Origin of the sequence: Pseudomonas sp. OG7 (genome assembly GCF_014192825.1) — a bacterium.
In the GTDB taxonomy this organism is placed as follows: domain Bacteria; phylum Pseudomonadota; class Gammaproteobacteria; order Pseudomonadales; family Pseudomonadaceae; genus Aquipseudomonas; species Aquipseudomonas monteilii.
Genome location: NZ_JACHYK010000002.1, coordinates 23,687 through 42,055 on the forward strand (window position 1 = coordinate 23,687; position 18,369 = coordinate 42,055).

An 18,369-nucleotide genomic window follows, 5' to 3' on the forward strand; every position below is an offset into this window, starting at 1 on the left:
TGGTCCGAAAAGCCACAGATTCAGAAATCCTTGCGCAGCTGCACGCCGAAATAGCGCCCGTCATCGCGTGGTACCGAGCGGTAGATGTAGTCACCGCCACTGGCCAGCATCTGCGCATACGACTTGTCGCCCAGGTTCTTGCCCAGCAGCGCCACGCGCCAGCCGTCGTTGTAGTCGGCCAGGGCGATGCTGGCGTTCCAGATGCCGTAGGCGCCCTGCACGGTGTCCGGGTTCTGATCGAGGCTGAACTGCACCGCGTCCTGCCAGCTGTAATCGCTGCTCAGTTCCACATCCAGGCCGTTGTCCAGCGGGATCACGTAATCGGCGCGCAGGTAGGTCTTCCAGTCCGGCGTGAACGGCAAGCGGCCGCCATCGATGTTGCAGCTGGCCGCCGCACCGGCCGGGCAGTTGAAGTGATCGACGCGAGCCTTGGTGTAAGCCACCGCGGTCGACAGCTTCAGGCGCGAGGTGGCCTGGAAGCTGGCATCCAGCTCCACACCCTGGGTCTTGACCTTGCCCGCGTTGACCAGACGGGTCACCACCTGGTTGGCCACGGTGTCGTAGAAGTTGGCCTGATAGTTGTCGTAGTCGGTGTGGAATACGGCCAGGTTGGCGGTCAGGCGATTGTCCAGCGCCGTGCTTTTCAAACCGATTTCATAGGCATCGGAGGTCTCGGGTTTGAGCGCTTCGGTGTCGCGCGGCTGCATGTTGAAGAACACGTTGTAAGCCGGGCCTTTGTAGCCGCGCGAATAGGTGACGTAACCGGTCAGGTTGTCGCTGAAGTCGTATTGCAAGCCGGTCCTCCCACTCCAGCCGTCCTCATCCACCGACCCCGAGCTGGCGGTAGAGGGCTGAATGCCGGTTACAGAAGTGGCCGAGGTGGAGACGCGGCGGTGGTCGTATTCGAGGTCGTCGTGGGTCCAGCGCAGGCCGAAAATGGCACGCAAGTCGTCAGTGAAATTGAACGTGTTCTCGCCGAACAGCGCGACACTGTCGTTGGTGGTGGAATAGTCGGCACGGCCACTGTTGACAACACCGCCGTTGACCGACAGGCGCTGGTAGGTCTCTCTGGACGTGCCATGCATGTAGAAGGCTCCCAGCACATATTCGTTGAACTGCCCTTTGGGCGAGGTCAGACGAAACTCCTGGCTGTACTGGTCATAGTCCACCGTGCCTTTGTCGTGGGACGCGGTCAGTGGCAGCAAGGCGCGGCGGTCTCCGTCCTGGTACTGGGTGTTGTCCCAGCCGCGCCAGGCGCTGATCGACGTCAGGGTGTAGTCGCCCAACTGCCAGTCCAGTTGCGCCGACAGCCCCTGGTTCTCGTCCTCGACGTGGGTCTTGAAGTCGCTGTTGATGTCGCGGTTGTGGGCGCTTGGCGTCACCGGACGCAACTGGTTGGCGAAGGCGGCGCTGGCGCTGGTGATCACACCGCTGGGCAAGGTGTCTTCGCCTTTCATGTAGTCGGCGATCAGGGTCAGGCGCAGGTCTTCGTTGGGCTCGAACTCCAGCTTGCCGCGGGCGCCTTTGCGCTCGTAGCCATTGACGTCGTGACCATTGGCAACGTTCTCGACATTGCCGTCATAGTCGCCCCACAGGGTGCTTAACGACCCTTTGAACTGCTCGCTCAGGCGCCCGCCAATACCGAAACGCAGGCGGTTTTCGTCGCCTCCACCAAAGTGCGAATAATCTACATAACCTTGGGTCTGTTCAGGGATGGCCTTGCTGACCACATTCAGCACGCCGGCCGAGGCATTTTTGCCAAACAGTGTGCCCTGCGGCCCGCGCAGTACCTCGATACGTTCCAGGTCGAGCAGGTCTAAGGTCGACTGGCCCGGGCGGCCGAATACCACGCCATCGACCACCGTGGCCACGGTAGGTTCTACGCCCGGCGAGGTGGAAATGGTGCCCACGCCACGAATGAACAACGAGGTGTCCTTGTTCGAGGCCCCGGCGCGGTAATTGAGGGTAGGCACCTGCTGGACGATGCTGGCCACGTTGTTGCGGTTGTCTCGCTCCAACTGCTCGCCATCAATCACCGACACTGCCACCGGCACTTCCTGCAATGTGGCTTCGCGGCGTGTGGCTGTCACGGTAACCGCACCCAGTGCAGTGGCCTGCGCAGCCCCCGTTTCAGCAGGCTCGGCTGCTTGGGCGCCCTGCCCGAAAACGGCCAGCAGGATGGCTGCGGCCAACGGCCGGCGTTGCGTAGCGGGAAAAGGTGTACGGTTTTTCTGCATGGTGCTCACTGCCTCGGGAAACCAGACCAGGCCCCCATTGACGGGGCCGACACGAAGTTGCTGTGGTTGTCTGGTCTCGCTCGTGCGAGTGGCAGGCGCTTGCCAACAGCAGCGCTTGTTAGCGCTAACATGAGCAAGTATCTGTGGCCATCGTTTAGCACGTCAAATACTTAAAAGTCAGATTTATATGCAATAAAGCTATTTGCCAATCGCTGATCCGTTAGCGCTACCATCGGGCCATTTCCACAGGAGGCAGCCCGGTGAGCCAGGCCAAGGATCCCCCCCGCAAGCGACGCGGCGCAGGCCGTGTCACCCTCGCCGAGGTGGCGCGGGCTGCTGAGGTTTCAGCCATCAGCGTGTCGCGCTACTTCAACCAGCCAGACCAGGTTTCACCGCCGCTGCGTGAACGTATCGAGGCTGCTGTACAAGCGCTGGGCTATGTTCCTAATCTGGTCGCCGGGGGGTTGGCCTCGGCGCGCGGACGCATCGTGGGCATGGTGATCCCGAACATTTCCGGGCCGATCTTCGCCCAGACCATCCAGGCCTTCAGCGATACCCTCAGCCGGCATGGTTACCAGTTGCTGTTGGCGTCCAGCTACTTCAGCGAAGCGCAGGAAGAAAGCGCGGTGCGGGCGTTTCTTGGCTGGTCACCGGCGGCGTTGGTGGTGACCAGCCATTTCCACAGCCCGGCCACGGAAAAGATGCTGGCCGACGCAGATGTGCCTGTGGTGGAAATCTGGGATTACCGCCCGGAGCGGGCGCCCCTGCAGGTGGGCTTCCTTCATCACCAAGTGGGTGTACAGGCCTGCCGATACCTGCTGGACAAGGGCCATCGGCGCATCGCGTTCGTGCAAAACAGTGCAGCCGGCGACCTAAGTGCGCTGGAGCGGCGCGACGGCTATGTCGAGGCACTGGGTGAAGCCGGGCTGGAGCCTTGGGTGTTCGTGCCCTCGGCAGACTGCGCGCCGTTCGAGGCGGGCAAGCAGGCGATGGAAGCGTTGATCCGCCGTAATCCACGGCCTGAGGCGATCATCTTCGCCAATGACAACCTGGCGGCCGGCGCCCTCTTGGCCGGCCAGCGGGCCGGCTTGCGCCTGCCTGAAGACATGGCCATTGTCGGCTTCGGCGACTACCCCTTTGCCAACATGCTGCTGCCCAGCCTCACCACCCTGCGCCCGCCCTCCCGGGAGATTGGCGAAGTGGCGGCGCTGCGGGTGCTGCAGCACCTGGGTGCGCTGGCGTGTGACGGTGAGGTACAGCGGCTGAACCTGTTGGCGTGCGAGTTGATTGCCCGCGAGAGCGCGTGATTCAGGGTACGGCCACTGAGGGTGGCATTGACGCCAAGCCCGCCCCATGCTCTCCTTATGCCTCACGTTCAGGTGCCCCCTTGGGGGTGAAACGGGAAACCGGTGCGTCGCAGGCCCTCCAACAGGGCCGGACAATTCCGGTGCTGCCCCCGCAACGGTAAGCGAGCGAAGCGTCTGTACCACTGTGCCCTTGTAATGCGGCATGGGAAGGTGACGCTTTCCAGGAGCCCTGCTCCTCCTCGCAAGCCCGGAGACCGGCCTGGCGTTCATGAACACCCCGCGGTGGGCGGGCGCTGTTGCATTCCCCTGGGCGACTACGCTCGGGGCTGCCGCGCTTGCCCATTGCCCACAAAAAGCAGAGGAACGCGTCATGCCCGTCACCAGCGCCAAGCAACACAGCCTTGCCACGCCTGTCACCCTCAGCCAGCGCATCGTCATCGCCGTCGGCGCCAGCCTGCTGGGCCTGTGCCTGGTGTACTTTGCCGGTTTCTCGCACATCGAGGCCGTGCACAACGCCGCCCACGACACCCGCCACAGCGCCGCCTTCCCCTGCCACTGAGTACGCCTGATGATCACGCGCATTGCCCGTACCGCGGGCTTCAGCGGGCTGCTTGCGGCCCTGTTTCTGACCTTGCTGCAAAGCTTGTGGGTCGCCCCGCTGATTCTTGAGGCGGAAACCTACGAGTCCTCGGCCCCTGCCGCCCACCACGAGCATGGCAGCGAGGTGCCCGCCCATGAGCACAGCGCCGAAGCCTGGTCGCCGGAAGACGGCTGGCAGCGTGTGCTGTCCACTACGGGCGGCAACCTGGTGGTCGCGGTCGGCTTCGCCCTGATCCTCGCCGCCCTGTACAGCCTGCGTGAACCGACCCGCGCCAGCACGGGTGCAGGGTGGGGGCTGGCCGGCTTCGCCGTGTTCTGTCTTGCCCCGACCTTGGGCCTGCCACCCGAACTGCCCGGTACGGCTGCCGCCGACCTGGGGCAACGTCAGACCTGGTGGATCGGCACAGCCAGCGCCACCGCGCTGGGCCTGGCCTTGCTGGTGTTCGCTCGCCACTGGCTGCTGAAAGCGCTGGGCGCCGTGCTGCTGGTAATCCCCCATGTGATTGGCGCGCCACAACCCGAAGTGCATGAAAGCCTGGCCCCCGAAGCACTGGAAACCCAGTTCAAAGTGGCCTCCTGGCTGACCAACGCCGCCTTCTGGTTGGCTTTGGGCTTGCTCAGCGCCTGGCTGTTCCGCCGTTCCAGCCGGGCCTGATGCCGCACTTCTACGCCGGCTTCGGCTGCCGCCGGGGTTGCCCGGCGGATACCCTGCAACGCTTGCTGGACCAGGCCCTGGACAACCAGGGCCTGGCATTGGCCGACCTGCGCGGTATCGCCAGCATTAGTCTGAAGGCCGACGAACCCGGCTTGCTACAACTGGCCGAACGCCTCGGTTTGCCCTTGGTGCTGTACCATAGCGTGCAACTGCAACCTTACGAACCCCTGCTCAGCCATCGCTCCGCCGCCGCCCATGCCCACAGTGGCTGCTGGGGTGTGGCCGAGAGCGCGGCACTGGCCCTGGCCAGCCAGCACCTTGGCGAGGCCAGGTTGCTGCTGGCCCGCCAGGTGCTTGGCCCGGCGACCCTCGCCCTGGCCGGCTGAGCGCTTCCCCCTCTTTCCTGCAAGGACTTTCCATGACGGTCTACTTCATTGGCGCCGGTCCCGGCGACCCGGAACTGATCACGGTCAAGGGCCAACGGCTGATTCGCCAGTGCCCGGTGATTATCTATGCCGGCTCATTGGTACCCGCCGCCGTGCTCGAAGGCCATCAGGCCGAGACCGTGATCAACAGCGCCGAACTGCATCTGGAACAGATTGTCAACGCCATGCGCACCGCCCACGAAGAGGGTCAGGATGTGGCCCGTGTACACAGTGGCGACCCCAGTCTGTACGGTGCCATCGGCGAGCAAATCCGCCACTTGCAGGCGCTTGGCATCGATTACCAGATCATCCCCGGGGTCACCGCCACGGCAGCCAGCGCCGCACTGCTCGGCTGCGAACTGACCCTGCCACAGGTGGCGCAAACGGTGATCCTCACCCGCTATGGCGACAGCTCGCCCATGCCGCCCGGCGAGCAACTGGGAGACCTGGCGCGCCATGGCAGCACCCTGGCGATTCACCTGGGGGTCAAGCACCTCTCGCGCATTGTCGAAGAGTTGCTGCCGCACTACGGCGCGCACTGCCCGGTAGCGGTGGTGCACCGGGCCACCTGGCCTGACCAGGACTGGGTGCGTGGCAGCCTCGGCGATATCGTCGAACGCGTGGCGGCCAAAGATTTCCGGCGTACGGCACTGATCCTGGTTGGCCATGTGCTAGGGGATACGCCATTCGCTGAGTCGGCCTTGTACCGTGCCGGGCACGCCCATCTGTATCGCTCTGCCGACTGAGCATTGCCAGGCTTGCCACAGGCGTAGCAGACTCCGGGTTCCCGCCTGCGAACAGGAGTTACGCCCATGCTGGAATTACGCCCTAACTGCGAGTGCTGCGATACCGACCTGCCGGGCGACAGCCCCGATGCGCTGATCTGCTCCTTCGAATGCACCTTCTGCCGCACCTGCGCCGAAACCCGCTTGCTGGGCCGTTGCCCGAACTGCTCGGGCCAGCTGGTGGCCCGCCCGACGCGGGTCGGCCAGGCGTTGGCCAACAACCCCGCCTCAGCCCAGCGCGTAAACAAACCGCATGCGGCCTGCGTCTGACCGACCGGAGAAAACCGGCATCACCGCTTTGATAGGGTGATGTCTATCCTGCTTTTTGTAGGATTTTTCAACAACAAGTGCGGGTGATTTCAACACTTCTATACTCGGCATTACCAAACTTCGGGATTGGTCGTATCTTGCAGCGCTTCCGATTAACCCACTTGCAGACGTATTCCTGAGTGATCCAGGAAGCGGACCACATCCCGACAGGAGTTTTCCCCATGACAACCGTGCTGATCGTCGACGACCACCCTATCGTTCGGGTTTCCTTGCGCATATTGCTTGAACGCGAGCGCTTCCATGTCGTCGGCGAAGTCGGCAATGGCAGTGAAGTGGCGCAGGTGGCCCGCGAACTGCGCCCGGACGTCGTCATTCTCGATATCGGCCTGCCTGGGCTGGACGGCATGGAAGTCATCAAGCGCCTGCAGTGCCTGGAGCCGGAGCCGAAGATCATGGTATTGACCGGCCAGGCCACCGACCTGTACGTGCGACGCTGCCTGGATGCCGGTATCGGCGCTTTCGTCACCAAGGAAGAAGACCACGAAGCGCTGCTGTTTGCCCTCAAGGCCCTGATCAAAGGTTATTCGACCTTTCCGCAGATGTCGGTCAACAGCAATTCGCTGGAAAGCGAGCCCGTGCGCCTGGCCAGCCTCTCCAACCGGGAGATGGAAGTATTGCGGCGCCTGGCGCGCGGCGAGAACAACAAGAATATCGGCACTTGCATGAACCTCAGCGCCAAGACCATCAGCACCTACCGGGGCCGCATCATGGAAAAACTCAAGACTGAATCACTGGTAGAAATGGTCGACCTGGCCAAACGCAACAGCGTTTATTGAGCGTTTGCACACCATGAAGCGCCTGCTGGCGAGCATCTTTCTGGCTACCGGCTTATTCGCTTCGGCCGATCTGTTGGCCAGCAGCGAACCCCGTCAGTTGCTGGCCCGATCGGCCAGTGCCGCCGCCCCCCTGTCGTTGTCCAGCGAAGACCGGCAGTGGCTGCAGCGACGCCAGCACCTGGTGCTGGGCAGCTCTCGGCCCGACTATCCACCGTTCGAAATCAACGTCAGTCAGCACGAATACGAAGGCCTTAGCGCCGATTACGCCGGGATTATCGCCGAGCAGTTGGGCATTCCCGTCGAGGTACGGCGCTACGACAGCCGCCACGAAGCGATCACCGCCTTGCGTGAGGGCAGCATCGACCTGCTGGGCAGCTCCAATGCCTTCGAGGCGGCTGACGCTCAACTTAGCCTCAGCACCCCCTATGCTGACGACCTCCCGGTCATCGTCACCCGCAAGGGGCACAGCCTGAAGGGCACACCTGACCTCGCCGGCCTGCGCCTGGCCATGGTCGATCATTATCTACCCGCCGCTGCCGTTCGAACGCTGTACCCCAAAGCGCAACTGAGCCTGTACCGCTCGACGCAAGCCGGGCTGGCGGCCGTCGAACTGGGCGAGGCGGATGCGTACCTGGGCGATGCCATCAGCACCGACTTTCTGATTGGCAGGAGTTACCAGGGCACGCTCAAAATCGATCACTTCTGCCAGGTGGCCCCCGGGGCTTTTGCCTTTGCCCTGGCCGATGACAACCCACGCATGCACCGTCTGGTCGACAAGGCGCTGGCGCGCATCAGTGAAAGCGAACGCCTGAACATCCTGCGCCGCTGGAGCAGCGGTAACACCAGCCTGCTGCTGCAGCGCCATCTCTCTGCCTTGAGCGCAGAAGAGGAGGCCTGGATCGCCGCCAACCCCTCCATCCGTGTGCTGGTCAATACCTCGCTGGCCCCCTTGACCTTCAACGACGCTCAGCATCGCCCCAGTGGCATAACCCTCGACCTGCTCAAGCAGATCTCGCTGCGCACGGGGCTGCAGTTCACACCCGTCGACAGTGCTTCAGCACAGGCCATGGTGGACCGCCTGGCCCGAGGCGAGGCGCAAATGATCGGGGCGCTGGGCTATGGTGCTGACCGTTTGAAGCAGTTGCGATTCACCCGCCCCTATCTGGTCAGCCCACGCGTGCTCGTCACCCGCAGCGACGTCGAATCTCCCGCACAAGCCAAGGCCATGAACGGCAAGCGCATCGCCCTGGTGCGTGGTTCACCGCAACGGGCCATACTGCATCAGCGCTACCCGCAGGCCAAGATAGTCGAAGTGGACAACCCGCTCGGCCAGATGGAGGCCGTGGCCAACGGTACCGCCGACGTTGCCCTTAGCAGCCATATCAATGCTGCCTACTACATCAGTCATGTGTTCAAGGATCGCTTGCGCATCGCCAGCGTGCTCGACGACGAACCGGCCGTTGCCGCCTTCGCCGTCGCCGCCGACCAGCCCCAGCTACAGGCCATTCTCGACAAGGCGCTGCTGAGCATTCCGCCCGAAGAGCTCGATCAACTGATCAACCGCTGGCGTACCAGCACCTTGGTCAGCGACAGCCCCTGGCGCGACTACCGCACCTTGGCCTTGCAGGTGCTGGTGCTGTCGGCCCTGCTGCTGGCTGGGGTCATATTCTGGAACAGCTACCTGCGCAAGCTGATCAACCAGCGTACAGAGGCCCAGCACGCGCTGCAGGCACAGTTGGCGCTGAGCCGCGGGCTGCTTGAGCAATTGCGCCAGGCCAAGGACGACGCCGAACAGGCCAGCCAGACCAAAAGCACGTTCCTGGCCACCATGAGCCACGAAATCCGTACCCCGATGAATGCCGTGATCGGCCTGCTGGAACTGGCACTGGAGGACAGCCGTGGCGGCCGCTGCGACACCCAGACCTTGCAGACCGCTTACGACTCGGCAATTGGCCTGCTCGAGCTGATTGGCGACATTCTCGACATTTCCCGCATCGAATCCGGCCACCTCAGCCTGCAGCCAGTGCCCACCGACCTTGTAGAGCTGGTGCGCGCCACACTGCGGGTATTCGAGGGCAATGCACGGGCCAAAGGCCTGCACCTGCACAGCGAACTGCCGGCAGAGCCAGTCTGGGTGCTGGCTGACCCCGTGCGATGCAAGCAAATTCTGTCCAACCTGGTCAGTAATGCCATCAAGTTCACCGACCGTGGTGAAGTGCAGGCGAGCCTGCTGCTGCCCAAGGTTGCCGGTCAGGGCATTCTGGCAATCGAGCTGAATGTGCGCGACACCGGTATTGGCATCAGCCCTGCCGACCAGGCCCGCCTGTTCAATGCATTTGTCCAGGCCGATGGCCCAAGGGCCCGCCAAGGTGCAGGCCTGGGGTTGGTCATCAGCCGTACCCTCGCCGAATTGATGGGCGGCGCCTTGAGCCTGCAGAGCGTGGAAGGCGTCGGCACCCGGGTGCAAGTCTGCCTGCAACTGCCCACCTGTGCGGCACCGGTAAAAGCCGAGCAGGCACCGCCAGCACATGAAAGCACTAGCGGCCCGCTCAACATTCTGGTGGTCGACGACTACCCCGCCAACCTGCTGTTGCTGGAGCGGCAACTGCATACCCTGGGGCACCGCGTGACCTTGGCGGAAAATGGCGAAATCGCCTTGGCGCGCTGGCAGGCCGCGCGCTTCGACCTGGTGATTACCGACTGCAGCATGCCGGTCATGGACGGCCACGAACTCACCCGGCGCATTCGCACCCTGGAGAGTGAACGCGGCCTGCCAGCTTGCAGGATTCTCGGCGTGACCGCCAATGCCCAGGCTGAGGAACGCGCCCGCTGCCTGGCCAGCGGCATGGACGAATGCCTGTTCAAACCCATTGGCCTGCGTTCGCTAAAGGCCCATCTACCCCTAGTCCGCCCTCAGCAACAAGAAACACCGACAACACGCCATAGCGGGTTCGACCTGGCTGAACTGCGCCACCTGACCCAGGACGACGAACAGCTGACGCGGCATTTGCTCGAACAGCTGTCGGTAAGCGTCGCCGAAGACCTGGCCGCCTTACGGGCCCTGGCACCAGACGCCGCCGACGAAGCCGTGCGGGCCCTGACCCATCGCATCAAGGGTGGCGCCAAGATGATCAGGGTCCGCATCGTGGTCAAGGACTGCGAAGCCATCGAGCTCGCCCACGCACAGGGGCTGCCGACGGTCGAGCAGCGCGCGCTGCTGCAAACCAGCCTGCAAGCCCTGCTTGACGAAATGCGCGATGCGCTCAATGCAATTGCAACGTCGAGCTGATCTGGCTGATGGCATCCACCACGTGCCGTGAGCCTTGCTGGATTTCCATGATCACCGTACCGGCCTCGTTGGCCAGCGCCACGCCGTGACCGGTGCGGTTCAGGCTCGACTGCATGCTGGCTACCGCCAGTAGGGACAGGTCGTGGTTTTGCCGCACCACATCGACAATCTCCAGGGTGGCCTTGCTGGTGCGCGCCGCCAGGTTACGCACCTCATCGGCCACCACCGCAAAGCCTCGCCCGTGCTCGCCGGCACGGGCGGCTTCGATCGCGGCATTCAGGGCCAGCAGGTTGGTCTGGTCGGCGATGCCACGAATGGTCAGCACGATCTGCCCGATTACATCCGATTGCTTGCTGACCGCATCGATGCTGCGTGCAGCGTCGTTAAGCTCCTGGGAAATCTGTTCGATTACCTGCACCGTCTGCTGCACCACTTCTGTCCCCTTGCGCGCGCAGGCGTCGGTCTGCATGGAACTGGCATGGGCGGCATCGGCGGCATTCTGCTGGGTGCAGACCTGGCGGGTAATGTCACTGGCGAACTTCACGACCTTGTTCAAGCGCCCCTTGCTGTCGAAAATGGGGTTGTAGGAGGCTTCCAGATAGACCATCCGGCCCTGCTTGTCGATACGCTCGAAACGGTGCGAATGGTATTCGCCACGGTTAAGCGACGCCCAGAACTCGCGGTACTCGACCGACTCGCGTTCATGCGCAAGGCAGAACAGGCCATGATGCCGGCCAACCACCTCGTCGAGGCGATAGCCCATGGTGTCGAGGAAATTCTGGTTGGCTTTGATCACCCTGCCCTGGGGGGTGAATTCGATCACCGCCATGGAGCGGCTGATGGCCTTGAGCAGGTTTTCGCTTTCATGCTCCTGCACCACCCGCTGGCTGATGTCGGCGGCCACCTTGATCACGCTGGTGACCTGACGCTGCTCGTCCAGCACCGGCATGTAGCTGGCCTCCAGCCATACCTCGCGACCGGCCTTGTCGAGGCGCTCGAAGGTACCGCTGATAGCCTTGCCCTGCCCCAGTTCACGCCACAGCTGTTGGTATTCGGCACTTTTTGCGTAGCCTGGATCGCAGAACAACCGGTGGTGCTTGCCACGCAACTCGTCAACGCTGTAACCCATGGCTTGGCAGAAACGCTCGTTGGCATCGAGAATGGTGCCATCGGGAGCGAACTCGATCATCGCCATGGAGCGGCTGATAGCGGCGAGTTTGGCCTGCGCGGTGGCCAAAGCCTGTTGGCTGCGCTGGATCTCGACCAAATCGGACTTGCGGTGGAAATCGAACATGACGCCGGGCTCCTTTATGCGCGGTTTCATGAGCATAGATCGCCATCATTAGCATGCAAGCACAGTGCTATCACTTTGTAATTAGTGCATTTTCATTACCAAGCGTCTGACACGCTTGCTGCCCAGGCGTGAAACTCAGGAGCTTTCCCGCACCATCAACTCAAAGCCCAAGTCCTGCTGTGGGTTGGGCACACGCTTGCCATCGAGCAGCGCCAGCAGCGCCTGCGCCGCCCCACGCCCCACGGCAGCCCGGGGCGTGCGAATCGATGTCAGCCTGGGCACCATGTGCGCCGAGGCCGGCAAATCGTTGAACCCGACCATCGCCACCTGGCGTGGTACCTCCACCCCCTGGCGCAAGGCCTGCAGCACCGCGCCTTGGGCAAGGTCGTCGTTACAGAAGAAAATGCCGTCGACATCCGGCGCCTGCTGCATCAGTTGGCTGAACAGTGCACTGCCCAGTGCAATCGATGACGGCTCCGGCGCCAGTACCTCCAGCTCGGTCGCCTGCAAACCGGCCTCGGCCAGCGCCTGGCGGAAACCTTCGGCTCGCTGCATCACCCGTGGGTCGAGCTGCGCGGCAATGAATGCCAGGCGCTTGCGCCCGCGCTCGATCAGGTGCCGGGCAGCGGCACGCCCGGCCTGCTGCTGCGAAAACCCGACCGACAATGCCCCAGGCTCGCCATTGAGCTCCATCATGTGCACACAAGGCACACCACTGGCAGCCAGCATCTGGCGGGCCGCATCGCTGCGCTCGAAGCCGGTCAGCAGCATGCCGCAGGGCTGATAGGCCAGGTAGTTGCGGATCAGGTTCTCTTCTTCAGCAAGGTCATAGTGATAGTTGCCGATCAACACCTCGAGCCCACGCGGGCGCATGACCTCGTGGATGGCCTCCAGGGTATCGATGAACAGCTGGTTGGACAGTGACGGGATCAACACCACCACCGACTGGCTACGCGCCGAGGCCAGCGCCCGGGCCGCCGGGTTGGCGACATAGCCAAGGTTTGCCGCTGCGGCGAAAACCTTTTCCACCAGCTCCGGCGCAACCGTGCTGACTCCGCGCAAGGCGCGCGAAGCGGTAATCGGGGAAACCCCGGAAAGCCTGGCAACTTCTGCCAGGGTGGGACGACCTGTAGTACGGGAGCCGGTGCGGGACATGGATGTTGTAATTTTACTACTTGCAAGGAGAGGGAACGGCCACTAAGGTAGCGCTGTCTCAGGACGCAGGCAATGTAATCTTTGGTAGCAGCCATCACGCGCTCGCCACCAGGCGTCCATACTGCGTAAGGACAAGACCAATAACACCGGGGAGGTCGTTGTTCGTCATTGACGAGACAGCGCTATCTCACCCCGCAGGAGGTACTGATGAATTCTCCCCTGTCCGCCATCGTGGTGATGGGCGTGGCCGGTTGCGGCAAAAGCTGCATCGGCGCCGCCATCGCTGCCAGAAGCGGCGGCCGCCTGATCGAAGGCGACGCTTTCCACCCTGCCGAAAACATCCGCAAGATGAGCGCTGGCATCCCGCTGGACGATGGCGACCGCGCCGGCTGGCTGGTACGCCTCGGTCAGGAGTTGCAGGCCACCACCCAGGCTGGGGAGCGCCCGATCCTGACCTGCTCGGCACTCAAGCGCCGCTACCGCGACACCCTGCGCGATGCCATGCCCGGGCTGGTGTTCGTGTTCCTTGAACTGTCACCTGCCGAAGCGGAAAAACGCGTGCGTGCCCGCCCCGGTCACTTCATGCCGGCCAGCCTGATCGACAGCCAGTTCGCTGCCCTGGAATCGCCACGCGGCGAGCCACTGACCCTGCCACTGGATGCGACCCAACCCGTCGAAGCACTGGCCGAAGCGGTGGACCGCTGGCTAAAGGCCTGCGGTGAGCTGGGGCTGGCGCAAACCGCCTGACCCTGGCGGTTTTCCGGCTCACCAAAGACAGCGCTACCCCATCCCGCAAACGCGGGAAAAGTTCCAAAAAGCTACGCCCAAAACAACGATAAGACCGAGGCCTTCAAACCATGTTCGGACTGGCTACTGATACCTTCCTGCTGCTCGACGCGCTGGTTACCATCGTCGGGCTGATCCTGCTGATCACCCACTTCAAAGTGCACCCCTTCGTCGCCCTTACCCTCGCGGCCGGCTTCCTGGGCCTGACCTCCGGCATGCCGGTGGCCAAAGTCATGAAATCGTTCCAGGACGGTTTTGGCGGCGTGCTGGGCTTTGTCGGCATCGTCCTTGCCCTGGGCACCATGCTCGGCAAGCTGATGGCCGACTCCGGGGGCGCCGACCAGATCGCGCAAACCCTCATCCGCGCCTTCGGCAAGAAGAACGTGCACTGGGCCATGATGTTCGCCGCGTTCCTGGTGGGCATACCGCTGTTCTTCGAAATCGGCTTCGTGTTGCTGATTCCACTGGTGTTCATCGTCGCCCGCCGCTCCGGGGTGTCGCTGGTGAAGATCGGCATTCCGCTGCTGGCCGGCCTTTCCGTGGTGCACGGCCTGGTCCCGCCTCACCCGGGCCCGCTGCTGGCGATCGGCATTTTCCACGCCGACATCGGCAAGACCATCTTCTATGGCCTGATCGTCGCACTGCCCACCGCGATCATCGCTGGCCCGCTGTTCGGTAACTTCATTTCCCGCTACATCCCGGGCAACCCGTCGCAGGAACTGATGGACCAGATCGCCAAGGAGTCCGACCAGGGCAACCTGCCAAGTTTCAGCATCACCCTCATCACCGTGCTGCTGCCAGTCGCGTTGATGCTGCTGAAAACCTTCGCCGACGTGGTGCTGCCGGCCGAGCACATCGTGCGCCAGTGGATGGACCTGATCGGCCACCCGATCACCGCCCTGCTCGCCGCCCTGCTGCTGGCTTTCTACACCTTTGGTTCGGCTCGCGGCTTCAACCGCCAGCAGATCATGAAGATGCTCGACCAGAGCCTGGCCCCCACTGCAGCCATCGTGCTGATCGTCGGTGCTGGCGGTGGCTTCAAGCAGATGCTGGTGGACACTGGCGTGGGCAACGTGATCGGGCAGATGGCCGTGCAGGCGGAAATTTCACCCATCATGCTGGCCTGGCTGGTGGCGGCAGTGATCCGCATCGCTACCGGCTCCGCCACGGTCGCCACCATTACCGGTGCGGGCATCGTTGCTCCGGTGATCGATCTGGTGCCGGGTGTGAACCGTGAGCTGTTGGTACTGGCCACCGGTGCCGGCTCGCTGATCCTGTCGCATGTGAACGACGCCGGCTTCTGGCTGGTGAAGCAATACTTCAACATGACCGTTGCGGAAACCTTCAAGACCTGGAGCATGATGGAGACCATTCTCTCGGTAGTCGGCATCATCTTCATCATGTTGTTGTCGCTGATGGTGTAACCGTTGATCGGGGCAATGGCACCTGGATGCGTCGGGTAGGGCCGAAGAAAAGTATGAGCCCTACCCAACGCAATGGAGTCTGCCATGACCCGCACAAGCATTCTGCTGATCACCCTGCTTGGTTCGCCGCTGGCCTTGGCCGCCGGCACCGGCCCGACCTACCCTGACGACCCGCACAGTACTGCGCCAAGGCCAGGCGTGGACAGCACCCTCAACCCGATCGAGAAGCCCATGCCGCGGGATACCGACCCGCGCATCAAGGGTAACGACCCGGACAGCCCGCCGGCAGAGCAGAATGACAACCGTGACCTGCCGGGAATGGATGGCAGTGGCCAGGAGGGCATTCGCCGGCAAAGTGGCGCAGCTGACGATAGTCAGCACTAGACGCCTGCCCTACCACTGACGCTTGTCTGGCCGGGTCAGCCCCAGTTTCTCGATCCGGTAGCGCAGCATGTCCCGCGACAGCCCCAGCATCCGCGCCGACTTGGTCACGTTCCAGTCGGTACGGTCCAGGGTCTTGCACACCAGGTCGCGCTCCATGTCGGGCAGGCTGGTGCCCGGCTCCGGCTCGTGCCGTGGCATTTCGAACATTACGGGCGCCTGCTGAGCTGCCGATGGCTCGTCGATCAACGTCATGCACAGGTTCAGCTGGTGCGCCTGCACCACCTCGTTCGGTGCCAGCAGCACGGTCTGCTCCAGCATGTTACGAAGTTCGCGCACATTGCCTGGCCAGCTGTAGCCCAGCATCAGGCTCTCGGCTTCGGCAGAAAAACGCAGGTTCGGCTTGCCATAACGCCGGCCATGGTGGGCCAGGAAATGCCGGGCCAACAGCAGAATGTCCTGCCCACGGGCATACAGGCGCGGCACCTTCAGGGCAATGATGCGCAGGCGGAAGAACAGGTCGCGGCGGAACTTGCCCTGCTGCACCATCTGCTCCAGATTGCAGTTGGTGGCACTGATCACCCGCAGGTCAACCTTGCGCTCCTTCACCGCACCAATCCGGCGGATGCTGCGGTCTTCCAGCAGCTTGAGCAGCTTGGCCTGCAGCACCAGGTCCATCTCGCCAATCTCGTCGAGGAACAAGGTGCCGCCATCGGCCGCCTCCACCAGGCCTACCCGGCGCTCCTTGGCGTCGGTGAATGCACCTTTCTCGTGGCCGAACAGTTCGGCCTCCAGCAGGTTGGCCGGGATCGAGGCGCAGTTGAACTCGATGAACGGCCCCTTGCTGCGCGTGCCATCGAAATGCAGGGCGCGGGCCACCAGTTCCTTGCCGGTGCCGGTTTCGCCTTCGACCAGCACCGGTGGCAGGTCGTCACTGGCCATCCGCCGTTCGGCATCCAGCACCTGGCGCAGGGTGTGCTTGAGGGTCAGCATCGTAGGCGACTCGCCGATCAACGCCTGCAACCCGGACTTCTGCGCCTCTCGCTCCTGGTAGAACGACAGCGTGCGCTCCATGCGCTCGGCAGCCAGGGCCTTGTCCAGGGTCAGCTTGAGTTCGGCCAGCACCACGGGCTTGCTCAGGTAATGGAAAGCGCCCTCCTTCATCGCCTGCACGGCATCTTCGACATTGCCGTAGCCGGTCATCATGATCACTTTCAGGTCCGGCACCTGTGCCACCAAGGTCCGCAGCAGGTCGTGCCCGCTCATGCCAGGCAGCGAGTTATCAGTCAGCACCGCGTCGGGCCGGGCCCGTTTGATCTGCTCCAGCGCCAGCTCCGCGCTATGGCATACGGTGACCTCGTAGCCCTTGAGGCTGAGGTAGGTGCGAATGTTGTCGGCGAGAATTTCATCATCCTCGACTACCAGGATGCTGTGCTCCATGGTCCCCTCCCGCTGCGATATTGAATGTAAGGCTGACGCGGGTTCCTTCCTCTTCGCGGCTGCTCAGGCTGACCGAGCCGCCAAAACGTTCCATGATGCGTTTGACCAGGGCCAGGCCTATACCGAGCCCCCCCTGTTTGGTCGTGAAGAACGGTTTGAACACCATCCTTTCCTGCTGTTGGCTCATGCCCTTGCCCGTGTCGGTGAGCACGAATTCGGCACGCAGGCCACCCTGCACATTGACATGGGCATTCAACATACCGCCGCAGGGCATGGCCTCCAGAGCGTTGGAAAACAGGCTGTTGAGAATTTGCGTCAGCTGCAACGGCTGGCTGGCCACCCACTGCACGTCAGGCCCCTCGAAATGGAAGCGCACGCCGTTTCGTTCGATCTGCTGGGCGAAGGCCAGGTGGGTGTCTTCGATGGCGGCCACCAGGTCAACGGCTTCAGGTTCGTCGCTGGTCGGGCGCAACGACACCAGCAGGTCACGTACCCAGCGCGACATTCGGTCGACCTGGCTGATGATATCGGTGATGTTCTTCTGCGCGGCAACGTTGGCGGTTTCCTGGGCCAGCTCGGCGCTCGAGCGGATGTTGGCCAGCGGGTTGCGCAAGCTGTGGGCTACCGCAGACGACATCTCGCCCAGCGCCACGTAGGTTTCGCTGGCCACCAGCCGGTCCTGTTGCAGATGCAGCATCTGCGCCGCCCGGCGCACGATCCAGAACAGCCCGAAATAGATGAGCGCCCCGCCCACCAAGGTCGAAGCCCAGATCAGCACATAACCCCGCTGGATACGCCGCACCAGGTCCTGTGGCTCTTTGTAGATTTCCACCATGGCCAATACCTGCTCGCCCTGGCTGTCGAACAACGGAATGTAGTTTTCGATGAAAAGGTAGCGCGGTTCACGCTGAAACTTCTGTTCTTCGCGATCTTCCTCGGCCTTGTGGTAGCTGGCGGACACCGCCTTGCGCGACCGGAAGGCACGGTCGAGGTCGCCGTCGGCTTCTATCCGCTTGCCGATCAGCTCGACGTTGGTGGACCACACGATGGTGCGGTCGCGGGCGTAGACGTTGGCCAGCAAGGTATCTGGCAAGTGCTCGACATGGTCCAGGAACTCGACCCGGGTCGACTCGGCCAGTGCGGGAGTGAACTGCAAGTGCTGCAGGTCCAGACGCGGGTCAAGCAGCTCACCCATGGTGGTGCCTGGCGGCAACTGCGAATGGCGTACCTCGGCCTGGGCCATGGCCTGAATGAACTGCGCGGTAAGCATGGCATCGCGCTGCACGCTGTCGCGAACCACGAACCGCGTTGACACATAACCCAACCCGCCCGCCACGGCGGTGATGATCAACAGGCTGATGACCGAAAACCACCGCAGCAGGTTGAACTCACGCAATGGCACAGCCAGGCCGCTGGCGGTCGCACCGGGCTTGTCGCGAACTTCGTTTTCCAGCATCTGCATCGCGTGGTTCCCGCACAGGGCGT

At 63.0% G+C, this 18,369-nt stretch carries 16 protein-coding genes, 1 pseudogene and 1 riboswitch; of the genes and pseudogenes, 11 read left to right on the plus strand and 6 right to left on the minus strand.

Going from position 1 to position 18,369, the window contains the following annotated elements; genetic code table 11:
- Positions 1–20 precede the first annotated feature (20 nt).
- Positions 21–2,237, minus strand: coding sequence for a TonB-dependent receptor (locus tag FHW75_RS04590; protein WP_183673230.1), 2,217 nt, complete (start codon positions 2,235–2,237; stop codon positions 21–23).
- A gap of 260 nt (positions 2,238–2,497) precedes the next feature.
- Here FHW75_RS04590 and FHW75_RS04595 point away from each other — a divergent pair, with 260 nt between their 5' ends.
- From FHW75_RS04595 to FHW75_RS04630, 8 genes are all read left to right on the plus strand, one after another.
- Positions 2,498–3,544, plus strand: a complete 1,047-nt coding sequence (locus FHW75_RS04595) for a LacI family DNA-binding transcriptional regulator (RefSeq protein WP_025752926.1) — start codon at positions 2,498–2,500, stop codon at positions 3,542–3,544.
- 53 nt (positions 3,545–3,597) lie between these two features.
- Positions 3,598–3,822, plus strand: a riboswitch (cobalamin riboswitch).
- A gap of 92 nt (positions 3,823–3,914) precedes the next feature.
- The gene (locus FHW75_RS04600; protein ID WP_016714029.1) at positions 3,915–4,103 is read left to right on the plus strand and encodes a CbtB domain-containing protein; all 189 of its coding nucleotides are present in this window, start codon (positions 3,915–3,917) and stop codon (positions 4,101–4,103) included.
- Positions 4,104–4,112: 9 nt separating this feature from the next.
- On the plus strand, positions 4,113–4,799 hold the full coding sequence (locus FHW75_RS04605; protein WP_019099254.1) for a CbtA family protein: 687 nt from the start codon (positions 4,113–4,115) through the stop codon (positions 4,797–4,799).
- Positions 4,799–5,185 carry a cobalamin biosynthesis protein gene (locus FHW75_RS04610; protein WP_183673232.1) on the plus strand — a complete coding sequence of 129 codons (387 nt, stop codon included), beginning with the start codon at positions 4,799–4,801 and terminating at the stop codon, positions 5,183–5,185. The genes FHW75_RS04605 and FHW75_RS04610 overlap by 1 nt, the downstream gene beginning before the upstream one ends.
- Positions 5,186–5,217: 32 nt before the next feature.
- Positions 5,218–5,970: a precorrin-4 C(11)-methyltransferase gene (cobM, locus tag FHW75_RS04615; RefSeq protein ID WP_019099256.1), complete on the plus strand. Its 753-nt coding sequence runs from the start codon at positions 5,218–5,220 to the stop codon at positions 5,968–5,970.
- Positions 5,971–6,036: 66 nt separating this feature from the next.
- Entirely contained in the window at positions 6,037–6,279 is a 243-nt protein-coding gene (locus FHW75_RS04620) for a DUF1272 domain-containing protein (RefSeq protein ID WP_019099257.1), read from the plus strand.
- 221 nt (positions 6,280–6,500) lie between these two features.
- Positions 6,501–7,115, plus strand: a complete 615-nt coding sequence (locus tag FHW75_RS04625) for a response regulator transcription factor (RefSeq protein ID WP_019099258.1) — start codon at positions 6,501–6,503, stop codon at positions 7,113–7,115.
- 13 nt (positions 7,116–7,128) lie between these two features.
- Complete coding sequence (locus FHW75_RS04630; protein ID WP_019099259.1) at positions 7,129–10,404, plus strand: transporter substrate-binding domain-containing protein; 3,276 nt, start codon at positions 7,129–7,131, stop codon at positions 10,402–10,404.
- Here the strand turns inward: FHW75_RS04630 and FHW75_RS27085 are convergent.
- From FHW75_RS27085 to FHW75_RS04640, 3 genes and pseudogenes are all read right to left on the minus strand, one after another.
- Positions 10,379–10,873 (minus strand): methyl-accepting chemotaxis protein, encoded by a 495-nt coding sequence (locus FHW75_RS27085; protein ID WP_371105382.1) that lies wholly within the window; start codon positions 10,871–10,873, stop codon positions 10,379–10,381. The genes FHW75_RS04630 and FHW75_RS27085 overlap by 26 nt on opposite strands.
- Positions 10,874–10,912: 39 nt before the next feature.
- A pseudogene (locus FHW75_RS27090) lies at positions 10,913–11,734 on the minus strand (PAS domain-containing protein); the annotation flags it as partial.
- A 99-nt stretch (positions 11,735–11,833) separates the two neighbouring features.
- The gene (locus tag FHW75_RS04640) at positions 11,834–12,853 is read right to left on the minus strand and encodes a LacI family DNA-binding transcriptional regulator (RefSeq protein ID WP_183673235.1); all 1,020 of its coding nucleotides are present in this window, start codon (positions 12,851–12,853) and stop codon (positions 11,834–11,836) included.
- Positions 12,854–13,060: 207 nt separating this feature from the next.
- Here FHW75_RS04640 and FHW75_RS04645 point away from each other — a divergent pair, with 207 nt between their 5' ends.
- The 3 genes from FHW75_RS04645 to FHW75_RS04655 all read left to right on the plus strand — a co-directional run bounded on the left by FHW75_RS04645 (position 13,061) and on the right by FHW75_RS04655 (position 15,447).
- Positions 13,061–13,600 carry a gluconokinase gene (locus FHW75_RS04645; RefSeq protein ID WP_019099261.1) on the plus strand — a complete coding sequence of 180 codons (540 nt, stop codon included), beginning with the start codon at positions 13,061–13,063 and terminating at the stop codon, positions 13,598–13,600.
- A 110-nt stretch (positions 13,601–13,710) separates the two neighbouring features.
- Positions 13,711–15,063, plus strand: coding sequence for a GntP family permease (locus tag FHW75_RS04650; RefSeq protein WP_019099262.1), 1,353 nt, complete (start codon positions 13,711–13,713; stop codon positions 15,061–15,063).
- A gap of 84 nt (positions 15,064–15,147) precedes the next feature.
- Entirely contained in the window at positions 15,148–15,447 is a 300-nt protein-coding gene (locus FHW75_RS04655) for a hypothetical protein (protein WP_019099263.1), read from the plus strand.
- Positions 15,448–15,456: 9 nt separating this feature from the next.
- Here FHW75_RS04655 and FHW75_RS04660 read toward each other — a convergent pair whose 3' ends face one another.
- Both FHW75_RS04660 and FHW75_RS04665 read right to left on the minus strand, forming a co-directional pair.
- The gene (locus FHW75_RS04660) at positions 15,457–16,884 is read right to left on the minus strand and encodes a sigma-54 dependent transcriptional regulator (RefSeq protein WP_019099264.1); all 1,428 of its coding nucleotides are present in this window, start codon (positions 16,882–16,884) and stop codon (positions 15,457–15,459) included.
- Positions 16,853–18,346: a HAMP domain-containing sensor histidine kinase gene (locus FHW75_RS04665; protein WP_019099265.1), complete on the minus strand. Its 1,494-nt coding sequence runs from the start codon at positions 18,344–18,346 to the stop codon at positions 16,853–16,855. The genes FHW75_RS04660 and FHW75_RS04665 overlap by 32 nt, the downstream gene beginning before the upstream one ends.
- Positions 18,347–18,369: the final 23 nt, after the last annotated feature.